15 protein-coding genes and 1 pseudogene are annotated in these 15910 nt (G+C 63.5%); 1 reads left to right on the top strand and 15 read right to left on the bottom strand.

Features of this window, described 5'->3' with window-relative positions; translation table 11 throughout:
- Positions 1–102: 102 nt before the first annotated feature.
- Positions 103–864 (bottom strand): HpcH/HpaI aldolase family protein, encoded by a 762-nt coding sequence (locus tag NKI06_RS11950; protein WP_023740557.1) that lies wholly within the window; start codon positions 862–864, stop codon positions 103–105.
- Positions 865–980: 116 nt separating this feature from the next.
- Here NKI06_RS11950 and NKI06_RS11945 point away from each other — a divergent pair, with 116 nt between their 5' ends.
- Positions 981–2072: an LLM class flavin-dependent oxidoreductase gene (locus NKI06_RS11945; RefSeq protein ID WP_286460991.1), complete on the top strand. Its 1092-nt coding sequence runs from the start codon at positions 981–983 to the stop codon at positions 2070–2072.
- Positions 2073–2095: 23 nt separating this feature from the next.
- Here the strand turns inward: NKI06_RS11945 and NKI06_RS11940 are convergent, their stop codons facing one another.
- The 14 genes and pseudogenes from NKI06_RS11940 to NKI06_RS11880 all read right to left on the bottom strand — a co-directional run bounded on the left by NKI06_RS11940 (position 2096) and on the right by NKI06_RS11880 (position 15803).
- Entirely contained in the window at positions 2096–2491 is a 396-nt protein-coding gene (locus NKI06_RS11940) for a RidA family protein (protein ID WP_023667806.1), read from the bottom strand.
- A 56-nt stretch (positions 2492–2547) separates the two neighbouring features.
- Entirely contained in the window at positions 2548–3696 is a 1149-nt protein-coding gene (locus tag NKI06_RS11935; RefSeq protein WP_352985392.1) for an acyl-CoA dehydrogenase family protein, read from the bottom strand.
- Positions 3696–4508 carry an enoyl-CoA hydratase family protein gene (locus NKI06_RS11930; RefSeq protein ID WP_023667804.1) on the bottom strand — a complete coding sequence of 271 codons (813 nt, stop codon included), beginning with the start codon at positions 4506–4508 and terminating at the stop codon, positions 3696–3698. The genes NKI06_RS11935 and NKI06_RS11930 overlap by 1 nt, the downstream gene beginning before the upstream one ends.
- Positions 4505–4975: a MarR family winged helix-turn-helix transcriptional regulator gene (locus NKI06_RS11925; RefSeq protein WP_023667803.1), complete on the bottom strand. Its 471-nt coding sequence runs from the start codon at positions 4973–4975 to the stop codon at positions 4505–4507. Before NKI06_RS11925 ends, NKI06_RS11930 begins: the two co-directional genes overlap by 4 nt.
- Complete coding sequence (locus NKI06_RS11920) at positions 4969–5742, bottom strand: SDR family NAD(P)-dependent oxidoreductase (RefSeq protein ID WP_023751784.1); 774 nt, start codon at positions 5740–5742, stop codon at positions 4969–4971. Before NKI06_RS11920 ends, NKI06_RS11925 begins: the two co-directional genes overlap by 7 nt.
- Positions 5739–8033: a bifunctional salicylyl-CoA 5-hydroxylase/oxidoreductase gene (locus NKI06_RS11915; protein ID WP_023751783.1), complete on the bottom strand. Its 2295-nt coding sequence runs from the start codon at positions 8031–8033 to the stop codon at positions 5739–5741. The genes NKI06_RS11920 and NKI06_RS11915 overlap by 4 nt, the downstream gene beginning before the upstream one ends.
- Positions 8034–8174: 141 nt before the next feature.
- The gene (locus NKI06_RS11910; protein WP_023751782.1) at positions 8175–8774 is read right to left on the bottom strand and encodes a VOC family protein; all 600 of its coding nucleotides are present in this window, start codon (positions 8772–8774) and stop codon (positions 8175–8177) included.
- 77 nt (positions 8775–8851) lie between these two features.
- Positions 8852–9682: an ATP-binding cassette domain-containing protein gene (locus NKI06_RS11905; protein ID WP_023751781.1), complete on the bottom strand. Its 831-nt coding sequence runs from the start codon at positions 9680–9682 to the stop codon at positions 8852–8854.
- Complete coding sequence (locus NKI06_RS11900) at positions 9675–10553, bottom strand: ABC transporter ATP-binding protein (protein WP_352811992.1); 879 nt, start codon at positions 10551–10553, stop codon at positions 9675–9677. Before NKI06_RS11900 ends, NKI06_RS11905 begins: the two co-directional genes overlap by 8 nt.
- Positions 10550–11398, bottom strand: a complete 849-nt coding sequence (locus NKI06_RS11895) for an ABC transporter permease (RefSeq protein WP_023714925.1) — start codon at positions 11396–11398, stop codon at positions 10550–10552. Before NKI06_RS11895 ends, NKI06_RS11900 begins: the two co-directional genes overlap by 4 nt.
- Complete coding sequence (locus NKI06_RS11890) at positions 11391–12398, bottom strand: ABC transporter permease (protein ID WP_023682739.1); 1008 nt, start codon at positions 12396–12398, stop codon at positions 11391–11393. Before NKI06_RS11890 ends, NKI06_RS11895 begins: the two co-directional genes overlap by 8 nt.
- Positions 12399–12440: 42 nt before the next feature.
- Positions 12441–12553, bottom strand: a pseudogene (locus NKI06_RS30900) (endonuclease domain-containing protein); the annotation flags it as partial.
- A 33-nt stretch (positions 12554–12586) separates the two neighbouring features.
- A complete protein-coding gene (locus NKI06_RS11885; protein WP_023682740.1) occupies positions 12587–14116 on the bottom strand; it encodes an ABC transporter substrate-binding protein in 1530 nt (509 codons plus the stop codon).
- A gap of 112 nt (positions 14117–14228) precedes the next feature.
- Positions 14229–15803, bottom strand: coding sequence for a phytoene desaturase family protein (locus NKI06_RS11880; RefSeq protein WP_352985387.1), 1575 nt, complete (start codon positions 15801–15803; stop codon positions 14229–14231).
- Between the last annotated feature and the right edge of the window lie 107 nt (positions 15804–15910).

The raw sequence follows: 15910 nt of genomic DNA, 5'->3' as shown, positions 1-15910 counted from the left end.
ACCGGCACGACAGTCGCCATCGAGTTTGGATGCTATCCAATGTGCTGCGCTTTTCAAGGAAAAAGTTTTAAGCTTAAAAAGTTTTTGCCCGATCCCGCCCGTCTACCGCAGCTCGGCGCGCGCAGCGGTGCAGTTGGCCGCAGCGCCGGCGCCAAGAAACATCGTATCGCTGGCCAGCACGAAGAAGCTCGCGCCGATAGCGGCCCACTGGCTGATCGTCTGTGGGCTGGCGCAAAATATGCCCGATGTCCTGCCATGCGCGACGGTCGCGCGGATGATCCTTGTGATCGCCTCATCGAGCTTGTCCACGCCTTTCGGCCCGATCGCATCGATCGACACGGAGAGATCGCCGGGGCCGACGAAGACCACATCGATGCCGTCTATGGCCGCGATCGCCTCGATGTTGGCCAGCCCCTCCGATGTCTCGACCTGGACCGCGACGACCACCCTGTCATTGGCCGCGGCCAGATATTCGGGAATGCGATAGCCATAGCCGGCCGCGCGGCCAGGTCCGACGCCGCGCTCGCCCAGCGGCGGATAGCGCGAGGCTTTCACCGCCGCCTCGGCCTGAGCAGCGGTCGAGACGCGCGGCACGAGCACGCCTTGTGCGCCGCTGTCGAGCGCCGCCTGGATAGCTTCCGGCGCATGACCGGGAACACGCACCATGGCCGGCACGCGATGCACGTCGGCCGCGCGCACCATGGTTTCGATCGTGTCGCGCGCGATCTGGGCATGTTCCCAGTCGATGCAGACGAAGTCGAGGCCGGTGAGCGCCATCACTTCGACGGCGACGGGATGGGGAATAGCGGCGAAGGAGCCGACGAGATTGGTCTTGCCGATGCACTTCTGACGGAACGCGTTCACATCCCCTTTTCCCCTCCAAATTCATATCCGCAATCGGCGGCGAGGCGAAGCTATTTCAGGCTTGAAATATTTTTGCGCGGGCCTAGCGTGTCGGTCTCCCGCCACGAGTTCCCATGATGATCAAAACGCATCCCCTGCACGGCTCGAACAAACTGAAGCTCGGCGTCTTTTCGACCAATGCCGATGGCGGTCTGGCCATCACCGATGTGCCGGAACGCTGGACGGCAAGCTGGCAGGACAATCTGACGGCGGCGCAGATCGCCGACCGCGCCGGGCTGGAATTTATGCTTCCGATCGCGCGCTGGCGTGGCTTTGGCGGCCGCAACAAGGTGCGCGAATGGTCGTTCGAGACCTTCACCTGGGCAGCAGCTCTGGCGGTGGCCACCGAGCAGATCGGCCTGTTCATGACCGTGCATGTGCCGCTGGTGCATCCGCTCTATGCCGCCAAGGCGCTGGCAACTGTCGACCATATCAGCCAGGGCCGCGCCGGCTTGAACATCGTCTGCGGCTGGAACCCGAAGGAATTCGGCATGTTCGGCACGCCTTTGGTCGAGAAGGGCTACGACCAGGCCGCCGAATGGATCGAAATCCTGGAAAAGCTCTACGCCTCGGACCAGCCTCTGGACTATGAAGGCACCTACTATCGCCTCAAGGAGGCGGTGAGCCGGCCGGCGAGCCTGCAGGTTCCACGCCCGGTGACCATGAACGCTGCTTTCGGTGGCCCGGGCCGGGATTTCGCCGCCGCCCGATGCGATTATCTGTTCACGACCTTTTCGGAAATGAGCGATGCCGGCAAGCATGTCGCCGACATCAGCGAGCGGGCCGACAAGGTTGGCCGCAACGTCGGCGTCTACACGGTGGCGCATGTCGTCTGCCGTCCAACCATGGAAGAGGCGCAGGCCTACTACACGCGCTATGCCGTCGATCTGGTCGACCACGATGCGGTCGATGCTCATATGGCAGGCAAGAAGGAGTTCTCGCAGTCGCATGACCCGCATGCCTATGACCGCTACCGGCAGCGTTTCGCCGGCGGCGCCGGCACCTACCCGCTGGTTGGAACGCCGGAGACGATTGCCGCCGAGATGGCGGCAATCGCCGGGCATGGCTACCAGGGCATCGCGCTGTCGTTCGTCAACTACACCCAGGAACTGCCCTATTTCTGCGACCACGTATTTCCTCTGCTGAAGCGGGCGGGGCTGCGCTGCTGATCAATCCGGGAATAACGAATTCGTTAATCCGGAATGACGGCGGTTGCCTGAATTTCGATTTTGGCGCGATCTTCCACTAGCGCCACCACCTGCATGGCGGCCATCGCTGGGAAATGCCGGCCGATCACCTCGCGATAGGCCTCGCCTATACCCTTGAGATTGCCGAGATATTCGGCCTTGTCGGTGAAATACCAGGTCATCGCGGTGATGTGCCGTGGCTCCGCGCCGGCTTCCGCCAGCACGGCGACGATGTTTTGCAGCGTCTGCCGCACCTGGCCGGCGAAATCGTCGGTCTCGAACTGGCACTGCCCGTTCCAGCCGACCTGTCCGCCCACGAAGACGAGCCTGCCGCGCGCAGCAATGCCGTTGGCGTAGCCGACCGGTTTCGCCCAGCCCTCCGGCTGCAGGATCTCGTGCATTTTCAAGCCTCCCCGGTATTCTTAAAAACCAAATCTCAAAATCAAATACGTCGCCGTCAGGCCGCGCCCATCACCTGCCGTGCGATCACCACCTTCTGCACATCGGATGCGCCCTCGTAGATGCGTAGCGCGCGGATCTCGCGATAGAGGCTCTCGACGATATGGCCCTTGCGGACGCCGTCCCCCCCATGCAGCTGCACAGCCTTGTCGATCACCTCTTGCGCCTTGTCGGTGGCGAACAGCTTGGCCATCGCCGCCTCGCGGGTGACACGCGCCGCGCCCATGTCCTTGGTCCAGGCAGCGCGGTAGACCAGCAGCGCTGCGGCATCGATGTCCAGCGCCATGTCGGCGATATGGCCTTGCACCATCTGCAGCTCTGCCATCGGCGCGCCGAAAAGTTTGCGCTCGGCCACCCTGCTGATGCTTTCGTCCAGCGCCCGGCGGGCAAAGCCGAGTGCCGCCGCGCCGACCGTGGAGCGGAACACGTCAAGCACCGACATGGCGATGCGGAAGCCGTCTCCCGGTTTGCCGATCAGCGCCGAAGCCGGCACCCGGACCTGATCGAAGGAAAGCCGCGCCAGCGGATGCGGCGCGATCACTTCAAGGCGCTCGGCAATGCCAAGCCCCTTGGTATCAGCGGGTACGAGAAAGGCGGAAAGTCCCTTGGCACCCGGTGCCTCGGCGGTGCGGGCAAAGACGACGTAGAGATCGGCAATGCCGCCATTGGAAATCCAGGTCTTCTCGCCGCTGAGGATATAGAAGTCGCCATCGCGGCTCGCCGTCATTTCGGTGTTGGCGACATCCGACCCGGAGCGTGGCTCCGAAAGCGCGAAGGCGGAAATCGTCTTGCCGGCCCTGGTCTTTGCCAGCCATTGCTGCTGGTCGGGTGTGCCGAACAGGCTGAGCGCGCCGGTGCCGAGCCCCTGCATGGCGAAGGCGAAGTCGGCCAACCCGTCATGGCGCGCCAGCGTCTCGCGCGTGATGCACAAGGTGCGGACATCGAGCGGTCCCGGATTGTCGGTATCGAGCGCCGTCGGCTTCAGCCAGCCGTCGCTGCCAAGTTTCGCCACCAGCTCGCGGCAGGCGGCATCGACGTCGTGGTGATCGACGGGCAGGTTCCTGGCGCACCAGGCATCAAGGCGTTCGGCGAGTTCGCGATGCCGGTCTTCGAAAAACGGCCAGTTGAGGAAACTCTTGTCAGCCATCAATTGCCCTCGAACACCGGTTTCTCCTTGGCGAGGAAGGCCTTGTAGGCGCGCTCGAAGTCACGCGTCTGCATGCAGATCGCCTGCGCCTGCGCTTCCGCTTCGATCGCCTGGTCGAGGCCCATCGACCATTCCTGGTTGAGCTGCGTCTTGGTGATGCCGTGCGCGAAGGTCGGACCCGAGACGATGCGCGCCGCCATCTCGAGCGCGTCGGCCTCGAGCACTGCGGCATCGACCAGCCTGTTGTAGAAGCCCCAGCGCTCGCCTTCCGCTGCCGTCATCGTGCGGCCGGTGTAGAGCAATTCGGCGGCACGGCCCTGGCCGATGATGCGCGGCAGGATCGCGCAGGCGCCCATGTCGCAGCCGGCAAGGCCGACGCGGGTGAACAGGAAAGCGGTCTTGGCCTCCGGCGTGGCGATGCGGATGTCGGCGCTCATGGCGATGATGGCGCCGGCGCCGACCGCGACACCGTCGACCGCCGCGATGATCGGCTTGCCGCAGTTGAGCATCGCCTTGACGAAATCGCCGGTCATGCGGGTGAAGGCGAGCAATTCCTTCATGTCCATCTTGACCAATGGGCCGATAATGTCGTGGACATCGCCGCCCGAGCAGAAATTGCCGCCATTGGGCAGGAACACCACGGCGTCGACGTCGTCGGCATAGACGAGATCGCGGAACGTGTCGCGCAGTTCCGCATAGCTGTCGAAGGTCAGCGGATTCTTGCGCTCCGGCCGGTCGAGCCGCACCTTGGCGATCCTGCCTTCGACTTCCCAAAGGAAGTGCTTCGGCTTGAGGCCGGCCATCGAACTCATTCGCGTCCCTCCCAGTTGCTGCGGAACGAGGTCAGCATGCCGGTCAGCCGGCGCGCATCCTCCTCGCTGACCTTGGCCAGCAATTCTCCGATCCAACCCTCATGCGCCGCGGCCATTGCGGCAAAAGATTTGGAACCCTCGTCGGTCAGTCGCACCATGGATGTGCGGCGATCGCCATTGCGGCGCGCGCGCGCGACCACCCCTTCCGAAACAAGCCGGTCGACGATGCCGGTGACATTGCCGTTGGATACCAGCAGGAAGCGCGACAGATCGCTCATCAGCATGCCTTCCGGCGCGCGGTAGAGGGCGGCCATGACGTCGAAACGCGGCAGCGTCGTATCGAATTCCTTCTTCAGGCGCTCGCGCAGCTCCGCTTCGATCGTGCGCGAGGCGCGCAGCAGCCTGATCCAGAGACGCAGCCGGTCCTTGCCGGGTCCCGACGGCGCGGGCAATGGGCCGGCTACCATGTTTCGCCTCCTGAGATCGAAATTGCTTGTCCGGTAATCGACGCAGCCGCATCGCCGCACAGCCAGAGCACCGCTGAGGCAACTTCCTGCGGCTGGATGAAACGGCCTTGCGGGTTGGTCGAGGCAAGGCTCGCCCGCGCCTGCTCGACTGAGCGGCCGGTCTTTTCGACGACGCGCTGAATGGACTCCTCCAGCATGCCGGTCTCTACGAAGCCCGGGCAAACGGCGTTGACGGTCACGCCGGATTTCGCCGTCTCGGCCGCCAGTGCCCGCATCAGCCCGACCACCCCATGCTTGGCCGCCACGTAGGGCGCGACATAGGCGTAGCCTTTCAGCCCTGCGGTCGAGGCGACGAAGACGATCCGGCCCGCCTTGCGCGCGGCCATGCCGGCCAGCGCCGGCTTCACCGTCAGGAAGGCGCCGGTCAGATTGACGTCGAGCGTCCGCTGCCAGTCGGCAAGCGAGGTCCTGTGCGCCGGCGTGCTGCCGGCCATGCCGGCATTGGCGACGACGATGTCGAACGGGCCGCGCACGGCTTCCGCTTGCGCGTAGAGCGAAATCATCGCCGCCTCGTCGGTGACATCGGCTGACATGGCGTGGATGCGGTCGTTCTCGCCGGCCAACTTGGCAAGCTCGGCGTCGCGCCTCCCGCATATGGTCACCTCTATGCCGGCCTCGGCCAGCACGAGCGCGATGGCCCGGCCGACGCCGGAGCCGCCGCCGGTGACCAAAGCATGCTTGCCGGGGATCGCCGAGGCCGTCGTCATACTTTCAGCCCCGCCGCCGCATCGCGCTCGGCCAGCCGGTAGATCTGGTCGCGTCCGGGCAGATAGGGATCCGGCCATTTGACACCACGATCACCGAGCGTCACGGCGGCATGCAGCGTCCAGTAGGGATCGGCGAGATGCGGCCGTGCCAGGGCCACCAGGTCGGCGCGGCCGGCCATCAGGATCGAATTGACATGATCCGGCTCGTAGATGTTGCCGACCGCCATCGTCGCCATGCCGACCTCGTTGCGGATGCGGTCCGAGAACGGCGTCTGGAACATTCGGCCATAGACAGGCTTGGCGGCAATCGAGGTCTGACCTGCCGAGACGTCGCATATGTCGACGCCGGCTTCATGCAGCATTCGCGCGATCTCCACCGCATCGGCCGGCGTCACACCCTCCATGCCGACCCAATCATTGGCCGAAATGCGCACCGAAATCGGCTTTCGCGCCGGCCAGGCGGCGCGCACCGCATGGAAGATTTCCAGGGGATAGCGCATGCGATTTTCCAGCGAACCGCCATACTCATCCGTACGCTGGTTGGTGACCGGCGTGATGAAGGACGACAGCAAATAGCCATGCGCGGCGTGGATCTCCAGCATGTCGAAGCCGCAACGATCGGCCATTTCGGTGGAGGCCACGAATTGGTCGCGCACCAAATCCATATCGGCGCGGTCCATGGCTTTCGGCACCTGGTTTTGCGGCGACCATGCAATCGCCGAGGCTGCCATGACCGGCCAATTGCCCGAGGAGAGCGGCACGTCGGTGCCCTCCCAGCCGACACGGGTCGAGCCCTTGGCCCCGGAGTGCCCGATCTGGGCGCAGATTTTAGCCTCGGTCTCGGTGTGGACGAAATCGACCAGCCGCTTCCACGCCACCTCATGTTCGGACGCATAGAAGCCGGGACAACCGGGCGTGATGCGTCCTTCCGGGCTGACGCAGGTCATCTCGATATAGACAAGCCCGGCGCCGCCCTTGGCACGCTCGGCATAGTGGGCGAAATGCCAGTCGGTCGGGCAGCCATCGACTGCCTTGTATTGCGCCATCGGCGAAACAACGATGCGGTTGTTGAGCTGCATGTCGCGCAGCTTGAACGGCGCGAACATCGGCGCCCGGCGCTGCCTGTTGCCGCCTGCCCCCGCCTGGCGCTGGAACCATTCCTCGGCGCTTTCAAGCCATTTGGCATCGCGCAGCCGCAAATTCTCGTGGCTGATGCGCTGCGAGCGGGTCAGCAGCGAATAATTGAACTGCACCGGATCAAGGCCGAGATAGCGCTCGACCTCCTCGAACCACTCCAGCGAATTGCGCGCCGCCGACTGCAGCTTCAGCACCTCGGTGCGGCGCGCATCCTCATACTTGCGGAAGGCGGCGTCGAGGTCCGGTTCGGTTTTGACATATTCGGCCAGCGCCACCGCGCTTTCCAATGCGAGCTTGGTGCCGGAGCCGATCGAGAAATGTGCCGAGGCCGCCGCGTCGCCCATCAGAGCCAGGTTCTTGTAGGACCAGCGTTCGCACAGCACGCGCGGGAAATTGATCCAGGCCGAACCTCTGATGTGATTGGCATTGGTCATCAGCGCGTGGCCGCCGAGATGTTTCTCAAAGATGCGCTCGCAGACGGCGATGGATTCCTGCTGCGACATGGCGCCGAAGCCGAAGGCAGCCCAGGTCTGTTCGCTGCACTCGACAATGAAGGTCGCTGTCTCGCTGTCGAATTGATAGGCGTGCGCCCACACCCAGCCATGCTCGGTCTTCTCGAAGATGAAGGTGAAGGCGTCGTCGAATTTCTGGTTGGTGCCGAGCCAGACGAATTTGCATTTGCGGGTGTCGATGTCGGGCTTGAAGACTTCGACGAAGGTGTTGCGCGCCCTTGAGTTCAGCCCATCGGCGGCGACGACCAGATCATGCGTCTCCATATAGGGCTGAGGGTCGGCGATATCGCTCTCGAACATCAGCCTCACGCCAAGTTCGCGCGCGCGTCGCTGCAGCAGGATCAGAAGCCGCTTGCGGCCGATGCCACAGAAACCGTGGCCCGACGAGACCGTGCGCACGCCGTCATGGATGACGGCGATGTCGTCCCAATAGGCGAAATGCTTCTTGATCCAGACAGCGCTGACCGGGTCGTTTTTGGCAAGGTTGTCGAGTGTTTCGGCCGACAGCACGACGCCCCAGCCGAAGGTATCGTCGGCGCGGTTGCGCTCGAACACCGTGACCTTGTGGGCGGCGTCCCGCAGCTTCATTGAAATGGCAAAGTAGAGGCCGGCTGGTCCGCCACCGAGAACCGCAACCTTCATCCGTGCGATCTCCTCTTCGCTTGCTGCATCTCAAGTATCGCGCCGGAGATGAAATATTTCAAGCTTAAAGTTTCATGTTGGAACGATTGCTGAACACGGGTGGCGCGCCTGCGGGTTGGCCCCGAAAGCGCGCTCTGGAAATCACTTCTCCGGGTTCTTCGGGCTCCACAGCACAGTCTCGGCACCTTTCTCATAGGCCATCCCGTCGGGATAGCTGATCGCCTCCAGCTGCAGCCCCCATGGCGCCTGGAAATAGAGAATGGTCTGGCCGGCCGCCGGACCTTCCTTGACCGGCAGCGGCCCCATCCGCGTCTTCACGCCCTTGCCGTCGAGATAGGCTTTGGCCGCGGCGACATCATCGACGTACAATGCAATGTGGAAGCCGCCGATATCGCTGTTCTTCGGCGTCAAATCCTTCTGGTCGGGCGCGGTGTATTTGAACAGCTCTATATTCGAGCCATAGCCGCAACGCACCATGGTGACCTGCTCGATGACAGCCTTCGGATCGACGCCCAGAAGATCCTGCATGAAGGTGCCCTTGTCATCCGCGAACGGACCGAACGACATCGCCTTCTTGCAGCCGACGACTTCGGTGAAGAAGTCGACTGCCTGCTTCATGTCGGGCACCGTGATGCCGGTGTGGTCGTGGCCGCGCATCCCCGGGATCGCATCGGCCGAAGCCGTTCCCATCGAGCAGAACAGGATCGCGGCAAGCATCGTGCCGCGGGCTGCGTAATTCATATTACCCTCCGTTCGCGGGCTGATTTTGCCCTCATGCACGTCCGAAGCCCGCTGTTCGGCGTGGTGGGTGAACAGTCCTATGCCGGCGCTTTCGTTGCTGGCCGCAACCAGTCCGCGTCGATCTCAGGCAGTGGGATGGCGGCAAGCAGGTCGCGCGTGTAGGTCTTCCTGGGATTGTCGAACAGCGCATCGGTGGCGCTCGCCTCGACGATCCTGCCCTCGCGCATGACGATCACTTGTTGGCACAGCCGCCGGATGACCGACAGGTCGTGGCTGATGAAGGCGACCGTCAGCCCCATCTCCGCGGCCAGTCTCTCCAAAAGGGTGAGGATCTGCGCCTGCGTCGATACGTCGAGGCCGGAGACGATCTCGTCGGCCAGCACGAATTTCGGCGAAAGCGCCAACGCGCGCGCAATTCCGACGCGCTGGCGCTGCCCGCCCGACAGTTCATGACGATAGCGACTAGCGAAGCTTTGCGGCAGGCCGACGCGATGCAATGCCTCGGCGACGCGTTCCTTGAGCCTGTCGCCAAGCCCATTCTGCTTGAGCGGCGCGGCAATGATGCCGGCGATGGTGCGACGCGGGTTGAGCGACGACATCGGGTCCTGGAAGATCATCTGCAGGTGGCGGCGCAGAGGTCGCAGCTCGGCATCCGGCAGATGGGCGATATCGCGGCCCTCGAAATGGATGCTGCCGACGCTCGGCTCCAGAAGTCTGACAAGCGTGCGGCCGAGCGTCGATTTTCCGGACCCGGATTCACCGACGATGCCGGTCACCAAGCCCCTCGGCAAATCGAAATCCAGGCCTCTCAAAATCTCGGCCAGCGGCGCGCGCCCGATCAGCGGCTTGCGGGTCATGTCGGCTAGCGCCACCTTCAGCCCGCGCACGGAAAACAGCGGCTCAACCATGCGGCCCTCTCCACGCCTGGTCGGAGGCGGCGATCTCCGCAGCGAGTCCTGCCAGCACCGTCTCATCCACCGGCTTCAGCGAGGCAAAGGGATCCGTGTAGCGCGGCGTAGCGGCCATCAATGCCCGCGTATAGGGATGCTCAGGCGCGGCGAAGAGAGCGGCTGTGTCAGCCTCTTCCACCACCTTGCCGGCGTAGAGCACAGACACTTGCTGGCTGATCTTTGCAACGACGCCGAGATCGTGGGTGACGAACAGGATCGCGGTGCCATGCTCGCGCTGCAGCTCGGCGATCAGTCGCAGGATCTGCTTTTGCACGGTAACGTCGAGCGCGGTTGTCGGCTCGTCGGCAACGATCAGCCGTGGCTCGGCGGCGAAGGCGGCGGCGATCAGCACACGCTGGCGCATGCCGCCGGAGAGTTCATGCGGATAGCATTTCAGCACCCGGTCGGGATCGCGGATCTGCACCTCATCCAACAATTGCCGGATACGCTTGTACGCCTTGTCACCGTTCCAGCCGAGAATGCGCACCAGCCGGTCAGTCATCTGCGGACCGATGCGGCGCGACGGGTTGAGCGCAGTCAACGGATCTTGCGGGATCAGCGCCGTGCGAGCGCCGATCAGCGTGCGCCTTGCCTTGGGCTGCAGCCTGCCGAGGTCTTGGCCTTCGAGCTGCATGGCGCCTTCGACGATGCGCACGCTTGACGGCAGCACACCCAGCACCGCCTTGCCGATCATCGTCTTGCCGGCGCCGCTCTCGCCAACAAGAGCACGCACCTCACCCGGCTGCACGGAGAGCGACACCGAGCGCAGCACGCGCTGGCCATTCGGCAGCACGGCGCTCAGATTGGCAATATCCAGGCAAGCGCTCATCGCAGCACCGGATCGAAGCGTGTCTTCAGCGCCTCACCGAACTGGCTGAACGACAGCACGGTGAGGATCAGCGTGACAAGCGGAAACACCAGCACCCACCAGGCCTGATGGATCGACAGCCGGCCCTCGGCGATGATGCCGCCCCAGGTCGGATCGTCGGTCGAGATCGACAGATTGACGAAGGACAGGATGGCCTCGACGATGACGGCGATGCCCATCTCCAGCGACAGCAGTGCCACGATGGACGGCACCACATTGGGCAGCACCTCGCGCAGCATGATGCCGATGCGGCCATAGCCGGCGATGCGGGCGTTCTCGACATAGTCCATGCGCGACTGGCCCATCGCTTCGGCGCGGATCACCCGGCAAAAGCGCGTCCAGTCGATTATGACGATGGCGAGGATGACGGAACTGAGGCCGGTGCCGAGCACCGCGACCAGCAGGATGGCGAACAGCACCGGCGGGAATGCCATCCAGACGTCGACGATGCGTGAAATGATGCGGTCGGCCCAGCCGCCGAAATAGCCGGCGACCAGTCCGAGCGTCGAGCCGACAAGGCAGGCGGCGATCGCCGCCGCGAAAGCGACGATGAAGGCGATACGGCCGCCGAAGATCAGCCGGGAGAGGAGATCGCGGCCGAGGCTGTCGGTGCCCAGCCAATAGCCGGATTCCGCACCACTCATCCAGAATGGCGGCAGCCGTTCCAGCATCAGGTCTTGCGCCAGCGGGTCCTGCGGTGCGACCAGCGGCGCGAAGATCGCGGCCAGCAGCGCCAGCAGCAGCCAGCCGCCGGCCAGCCACAGCCTCGGGCCGAGTCCGCGCCGGGCGATGCGTGCCTCATCCATGGCGCAGCCTCGGATTGAGCAGCGCGTACATCATGTCGACGCCAAGATTGATCAGCACGAACAGCAGCGCGAACACCAGCACGATGCCTTGGATCAGCGGCAGGTCGCGGTTGATGACGGCATCGATCGCCATGTTGCCGAGCCCTTCGTAGGAAAACAGCCGCTCGACGATGACCGTGCCGCCGACAAGGAAGGTGAACTGGACGCCGACGAGAGTCAGTGTCGGCAAGGCAGCGTTCTTCAGCGCCTCGCGCAGGATAACCTGCGTTTCCGAAAACCCCTTCACCCGGGCCAGCACGACATAGTCGAGGTCAAGCACTTCCTTCAGCGACTGTTTCAGCAACTGCGCGATGATTGCCGCCAGCGGCAATGCCAAGGCTACTGCCGGCATCAGCATGTGTTTCAGCAGATCCCAGGTCAGGTCGAAGCGCAGCCGAAGCAAGCTCTCGAAGAAATAGAACTGGGTGACGAAGGGCAGATCGAGCTGCGGCGACACGCGGCCGGAGATATCGAAGATCGGCACCAGCACGCCAAACAAAAGGATCAGCACGAGGCCCCACAGGAAATCGGGAATGGAAAGGGCGGCGCCGCTGGCGATATCGATGCCGGCTTCGACCGCCGTGCCGCGCTCGCGGGCTCCGAGGATCGCCGTCGTGCCGCCGAGCACAACCGCCATGACGAGCGCGATGATGGCAAGTTCCAGCGTTGCCGGCAAACGATTGAAGACAAGGCTGAGCACATCTTGCCTGAGCGAAATCGAGGTGCCGAAATCGCCCCTGACGACGCCGGACAGCCAGATGAAGAATTGCTGCACGATGGTCTTGTCGAGCCCGTAGAGTGCACGCAGCCGGTCGATGTCGGCATCTGTCGCACCGGGGGGCAGCATCATGGCGATCGGGTCACCAGGCGCGACGCGGATCACGACGAAGACGACGACAGCCACGCCGAACAGCGTGATCAGCATCGTAAGCAGACGGATCAGGAATCGTTGCAGGAGCATTCTGGTGTTGGCCCAGTGCGTTTCTAACGAAGAGCCCCCTCATTCGTCCGCTTCGCGGCCACCTTCTCCCCGAGGGGAGAAGAGGTCACGGACAGCTGAGCTGGTCTCTTCTTCCCAGCGGGGAGAAGGTGGCCCGAAGGGCCGGATGAGGGGGCCGCTCAGCGAAGGGTGGCGCCCACAAGCCGATATCAGGCCGGGGTCATCAGCGCCGGCAGCAGCGCGCCGGACACATGCTGCACCACGTTGACGCCCTTGGCATGCACGACCGGTTGCGCATACTGAATCAGCGGCAGCACATAGGCCTGCTCGGCGATATACTTGTCGACAGCCTTCCAGCCGGCGATGCGCTTGGCCTCGTCCTTCTCGCCCCAGAGCGGATTGATCATGTCGATCAGGTCCTGGCTGTCCCACACCGAATGCGGGCTCGGCCCATACATGGCAAAACCAGTCGACGTTGTCGGATCGCCGATGGCATTGCCCCAATTGTAGAAGGCGGCCGGCGCCAGCTTGTCGGCGGCGCGCAGTTCATAGTGCTTGGCGATCTCGTAGACCTCGATCGTCGCCTCGATGCCGACCTTGCGCCACATGCCGACGATTGCCTGGATCATCTCATAATCCTTGGGCTTGAAGCCCTTGGTCGTCTGGATGGTGAACTTGACCGGTTTTTCCGGCGAATAGCCGGAAGCCGCGAGCAGCTCCTTGGCCTTTTCAGGATTGTGCTCGACCTTGATCGAGGCATCGAAGGCCGTGTACTCCGGGGTCTCCAGCGTAGCGATCGGCTGGCCATAGCCGCGCAGCAGCCGTTTGACCAGAAGCTCCTTGTCCACAGCCATGACAGCGGCCTGGCGGACGTTCTTGTCCAGCATCGCTTCAATGTCATTGAAGAAGATCATGCCGATGTCGGAAACAGGCTTGCACGAGCCGGCAAGCCCGTCCTTGGCGATCAGCCGGTCATACTCTTCATAGGGGACCTCCAGCGTCACCTGCGAGGAACCGGATTCGATCTCGGCAACGCGGCTCGCCGCGTCGGTGACGAACTTGATCGTCACATTCTCGAAGGCCGGCTTGTCGCCCCAATAGTGCGGGTTGGCCTTCAGTCGGAGGAAAGCATTTCGCTCGAATTTTTCCACCATGTACGGGCCGGTGCCGATCGGCGCCTTCTCGAAACCTTCCGCGCCAACCTTCTCGTAATAGGCCTTCGGCAGGATGTAGCCGGTCAGGAACGACATCCATTTGAAGTAGACCGGATCGAACTGCACGACGTCGCCGGTGATCTTGTTGCCGTCGATCTTGAAATTGTTGACGTTCTTCCAGACGAACTGGATCGGATTGCCGGTCTTTTCGTCGCCCGCCCGCTGCAGCGACCAGACCACGTCCTCGGGCGTGAAGGGCGAGCCGTCATGCCAGGTCACGCCTTCGCGCACCGTCATCGTCACCTTGGTGCGATCCTCGTTCCAGCCCCATTCGGTGAGCAGGCCAGGCGCAAAGGACAGGTCCGGCTTTTGCGGAATGAACTGGTCGAACACCGACTGGTAGAGACCCTGGATCGTCGGGTTGACGGCCGAAGGTCCGGTGGTCGGATCCCAGGACGGCAGATTGACGTTGTAGGCGATGGTCAGCTCGCCCGCTGCCGCCTTGGCGATCTCAGGCAGGCCGATCGCCGCCACCCCAAGTGCCGCGGCACTGTATCCCAGCAATTCTCGTCTGTTGATTGTCATGGTCGTTCCCCTTGTTGGTTTTGTTGTCTTTGCGCGGCACTATCAGTTTATCGATCCGGGCTTCGTGGGCAGCAGCGCCTTGCCTCTCGTCGCCTTCCTGAAATCTTCCGAGCTACCTCCCGCCAAGCTGTTGCGCGAGCATGAAGCCGGAGGCCGCGCCGGTGCCGGCGCCGGGCCATGTCGCGGCGCCTATGAGATGCAGATTGCCGACCGGCGTGTTCCAGCCGGCATAACCGCGCGCCGGGCGGAACAGGAAATTCTGTGCCAGATGGTGGCTGCCGCAGACCTGGTCGCCGCCGACGAGATTGGGATTCTCGCGCTCGAGGTCGATGGGTGAGAACACCGCGCGGCCGAGGATTTTTGTACGCAGGCCGGGCGCGTAGGTCTCGATGATGTCGAGCACGCGCTCGGCGTAGGCATCCTTGACCTGATCCCAATGCGCGTGAGCGATCCTGCCTGCCGCATCGCCCAGGATTTCGGCAGGCAGCATGCGCACCTGCACCCACAGCACATGTTTGCCCTGAGGCGCGCGCGACGGATCGATCGCGGTCGGCTGGCCGACGACCAGCACCGGTTCGTCCGGCAGCATGCCCGCCATCGCCTGCTGATAGGTGCGCGACATCGCGTCGAGCGACGGCGACAGATGCACATAAGCGAACTGCCGCAGCTCGGCCCCGGCGCGCCAGTCCGGCAGGTCGTCGAGCGCCAGATGGATCATCATCGTGCCCGGCGCGTGCCGAAATTTCTGCATAGCCGTGTCGAAGCCGGTGTCGCCGGAACCGGTGGGCAGCAACCTGCCGGTCAGCGCCCTGGGCGCGACGCCGGCAATCACTGCCTTGGTGGCCGTATGTGTCTCACCTGAAGCGAGTCGCACCCCAGATGCCTTGCCCCCGGCAACGGTGATCTCGGCAACTTCCGCCCCGGTGACGATCGTGCCGCCGGCCGACGCCACCATGCCCGACAACGCGCGGATGATGGTGTCGGCGCCACCCTTGCCCAGCACCATGCCGAAGCTCTGGTTGGCCATCGATTCAAGATAGGGGAATACGGCGCCGCCGGCGATGTCGGGGGCGAAGTCGAGATGCATGCCCCAGGTGGCAAGCGTTGCCCGCACATGCGCGGACTCGAAATTTTCCTCCAGCCAGGCGCGAGGCGATGACAACAGCAGCCGTCCCGTATCGAGCGCGCCGGACATGCCTTTCTTGCGCCACAGGTTCCAGGCGGTGCCGGCAAGCGCACGCGCACTCATCGGCGATCCCAGCAGCCGGAACAGGTGCTCGGCTTCACCCGGAAAGGCGGCGACCAGTCTACGCCAGGTCGCGGCATCGGCGGCGGAGAAAGCGGCCATGCGGCCGGTGGTTTTTTCCAGATCGTTGCTGACGCCGAACCAGCGTCCGTCCGGGAAGGCGCTGGCAAAACAGTCGGCGACCGGCGCGAACTCAAGACCCTGTGCTTTCAATTCATTTGCATATTTCCGGTGGAAGGCGGAGCCGGCGAACAGGCTCAGACTCATTGCACCGAAATCGTGCCGGAAGCCGGGAAGCGTGTATTCGTGGGTCTGGACGGCGCCACCGATTGCTGCGCTGCGCTCGAAAATCCCGGTTTTCCAGCCTTTGAGCGCGAGATGCGCGGCGCATGCCAGACTGTTGTGGCCCGCCCCGACGAATATGGCGTCAAACTCGCTCACGCCCCGTTCCCATTTCCTTTATGCTTAAAGATAATTGCAGATGCATATGTTTTCGTCTAGTAGGATATTAAGGGCCGAGACGAGCCTTGATCTTCACCATAAAGAGG

It is taken from the genome of Mesorhizobium sp. M0772 (assembly GCF_040320135.1).
Taxonomy (GTDB): domain Bacteria; phylum Pseudomonadota; class Alphaproteobacteria; order Rhizobiales; family Rhizobiaceae; genus Mesorhizobium.
This window is presented reverse-complemented; position numbering and strand designations above follow the sequence as displayed.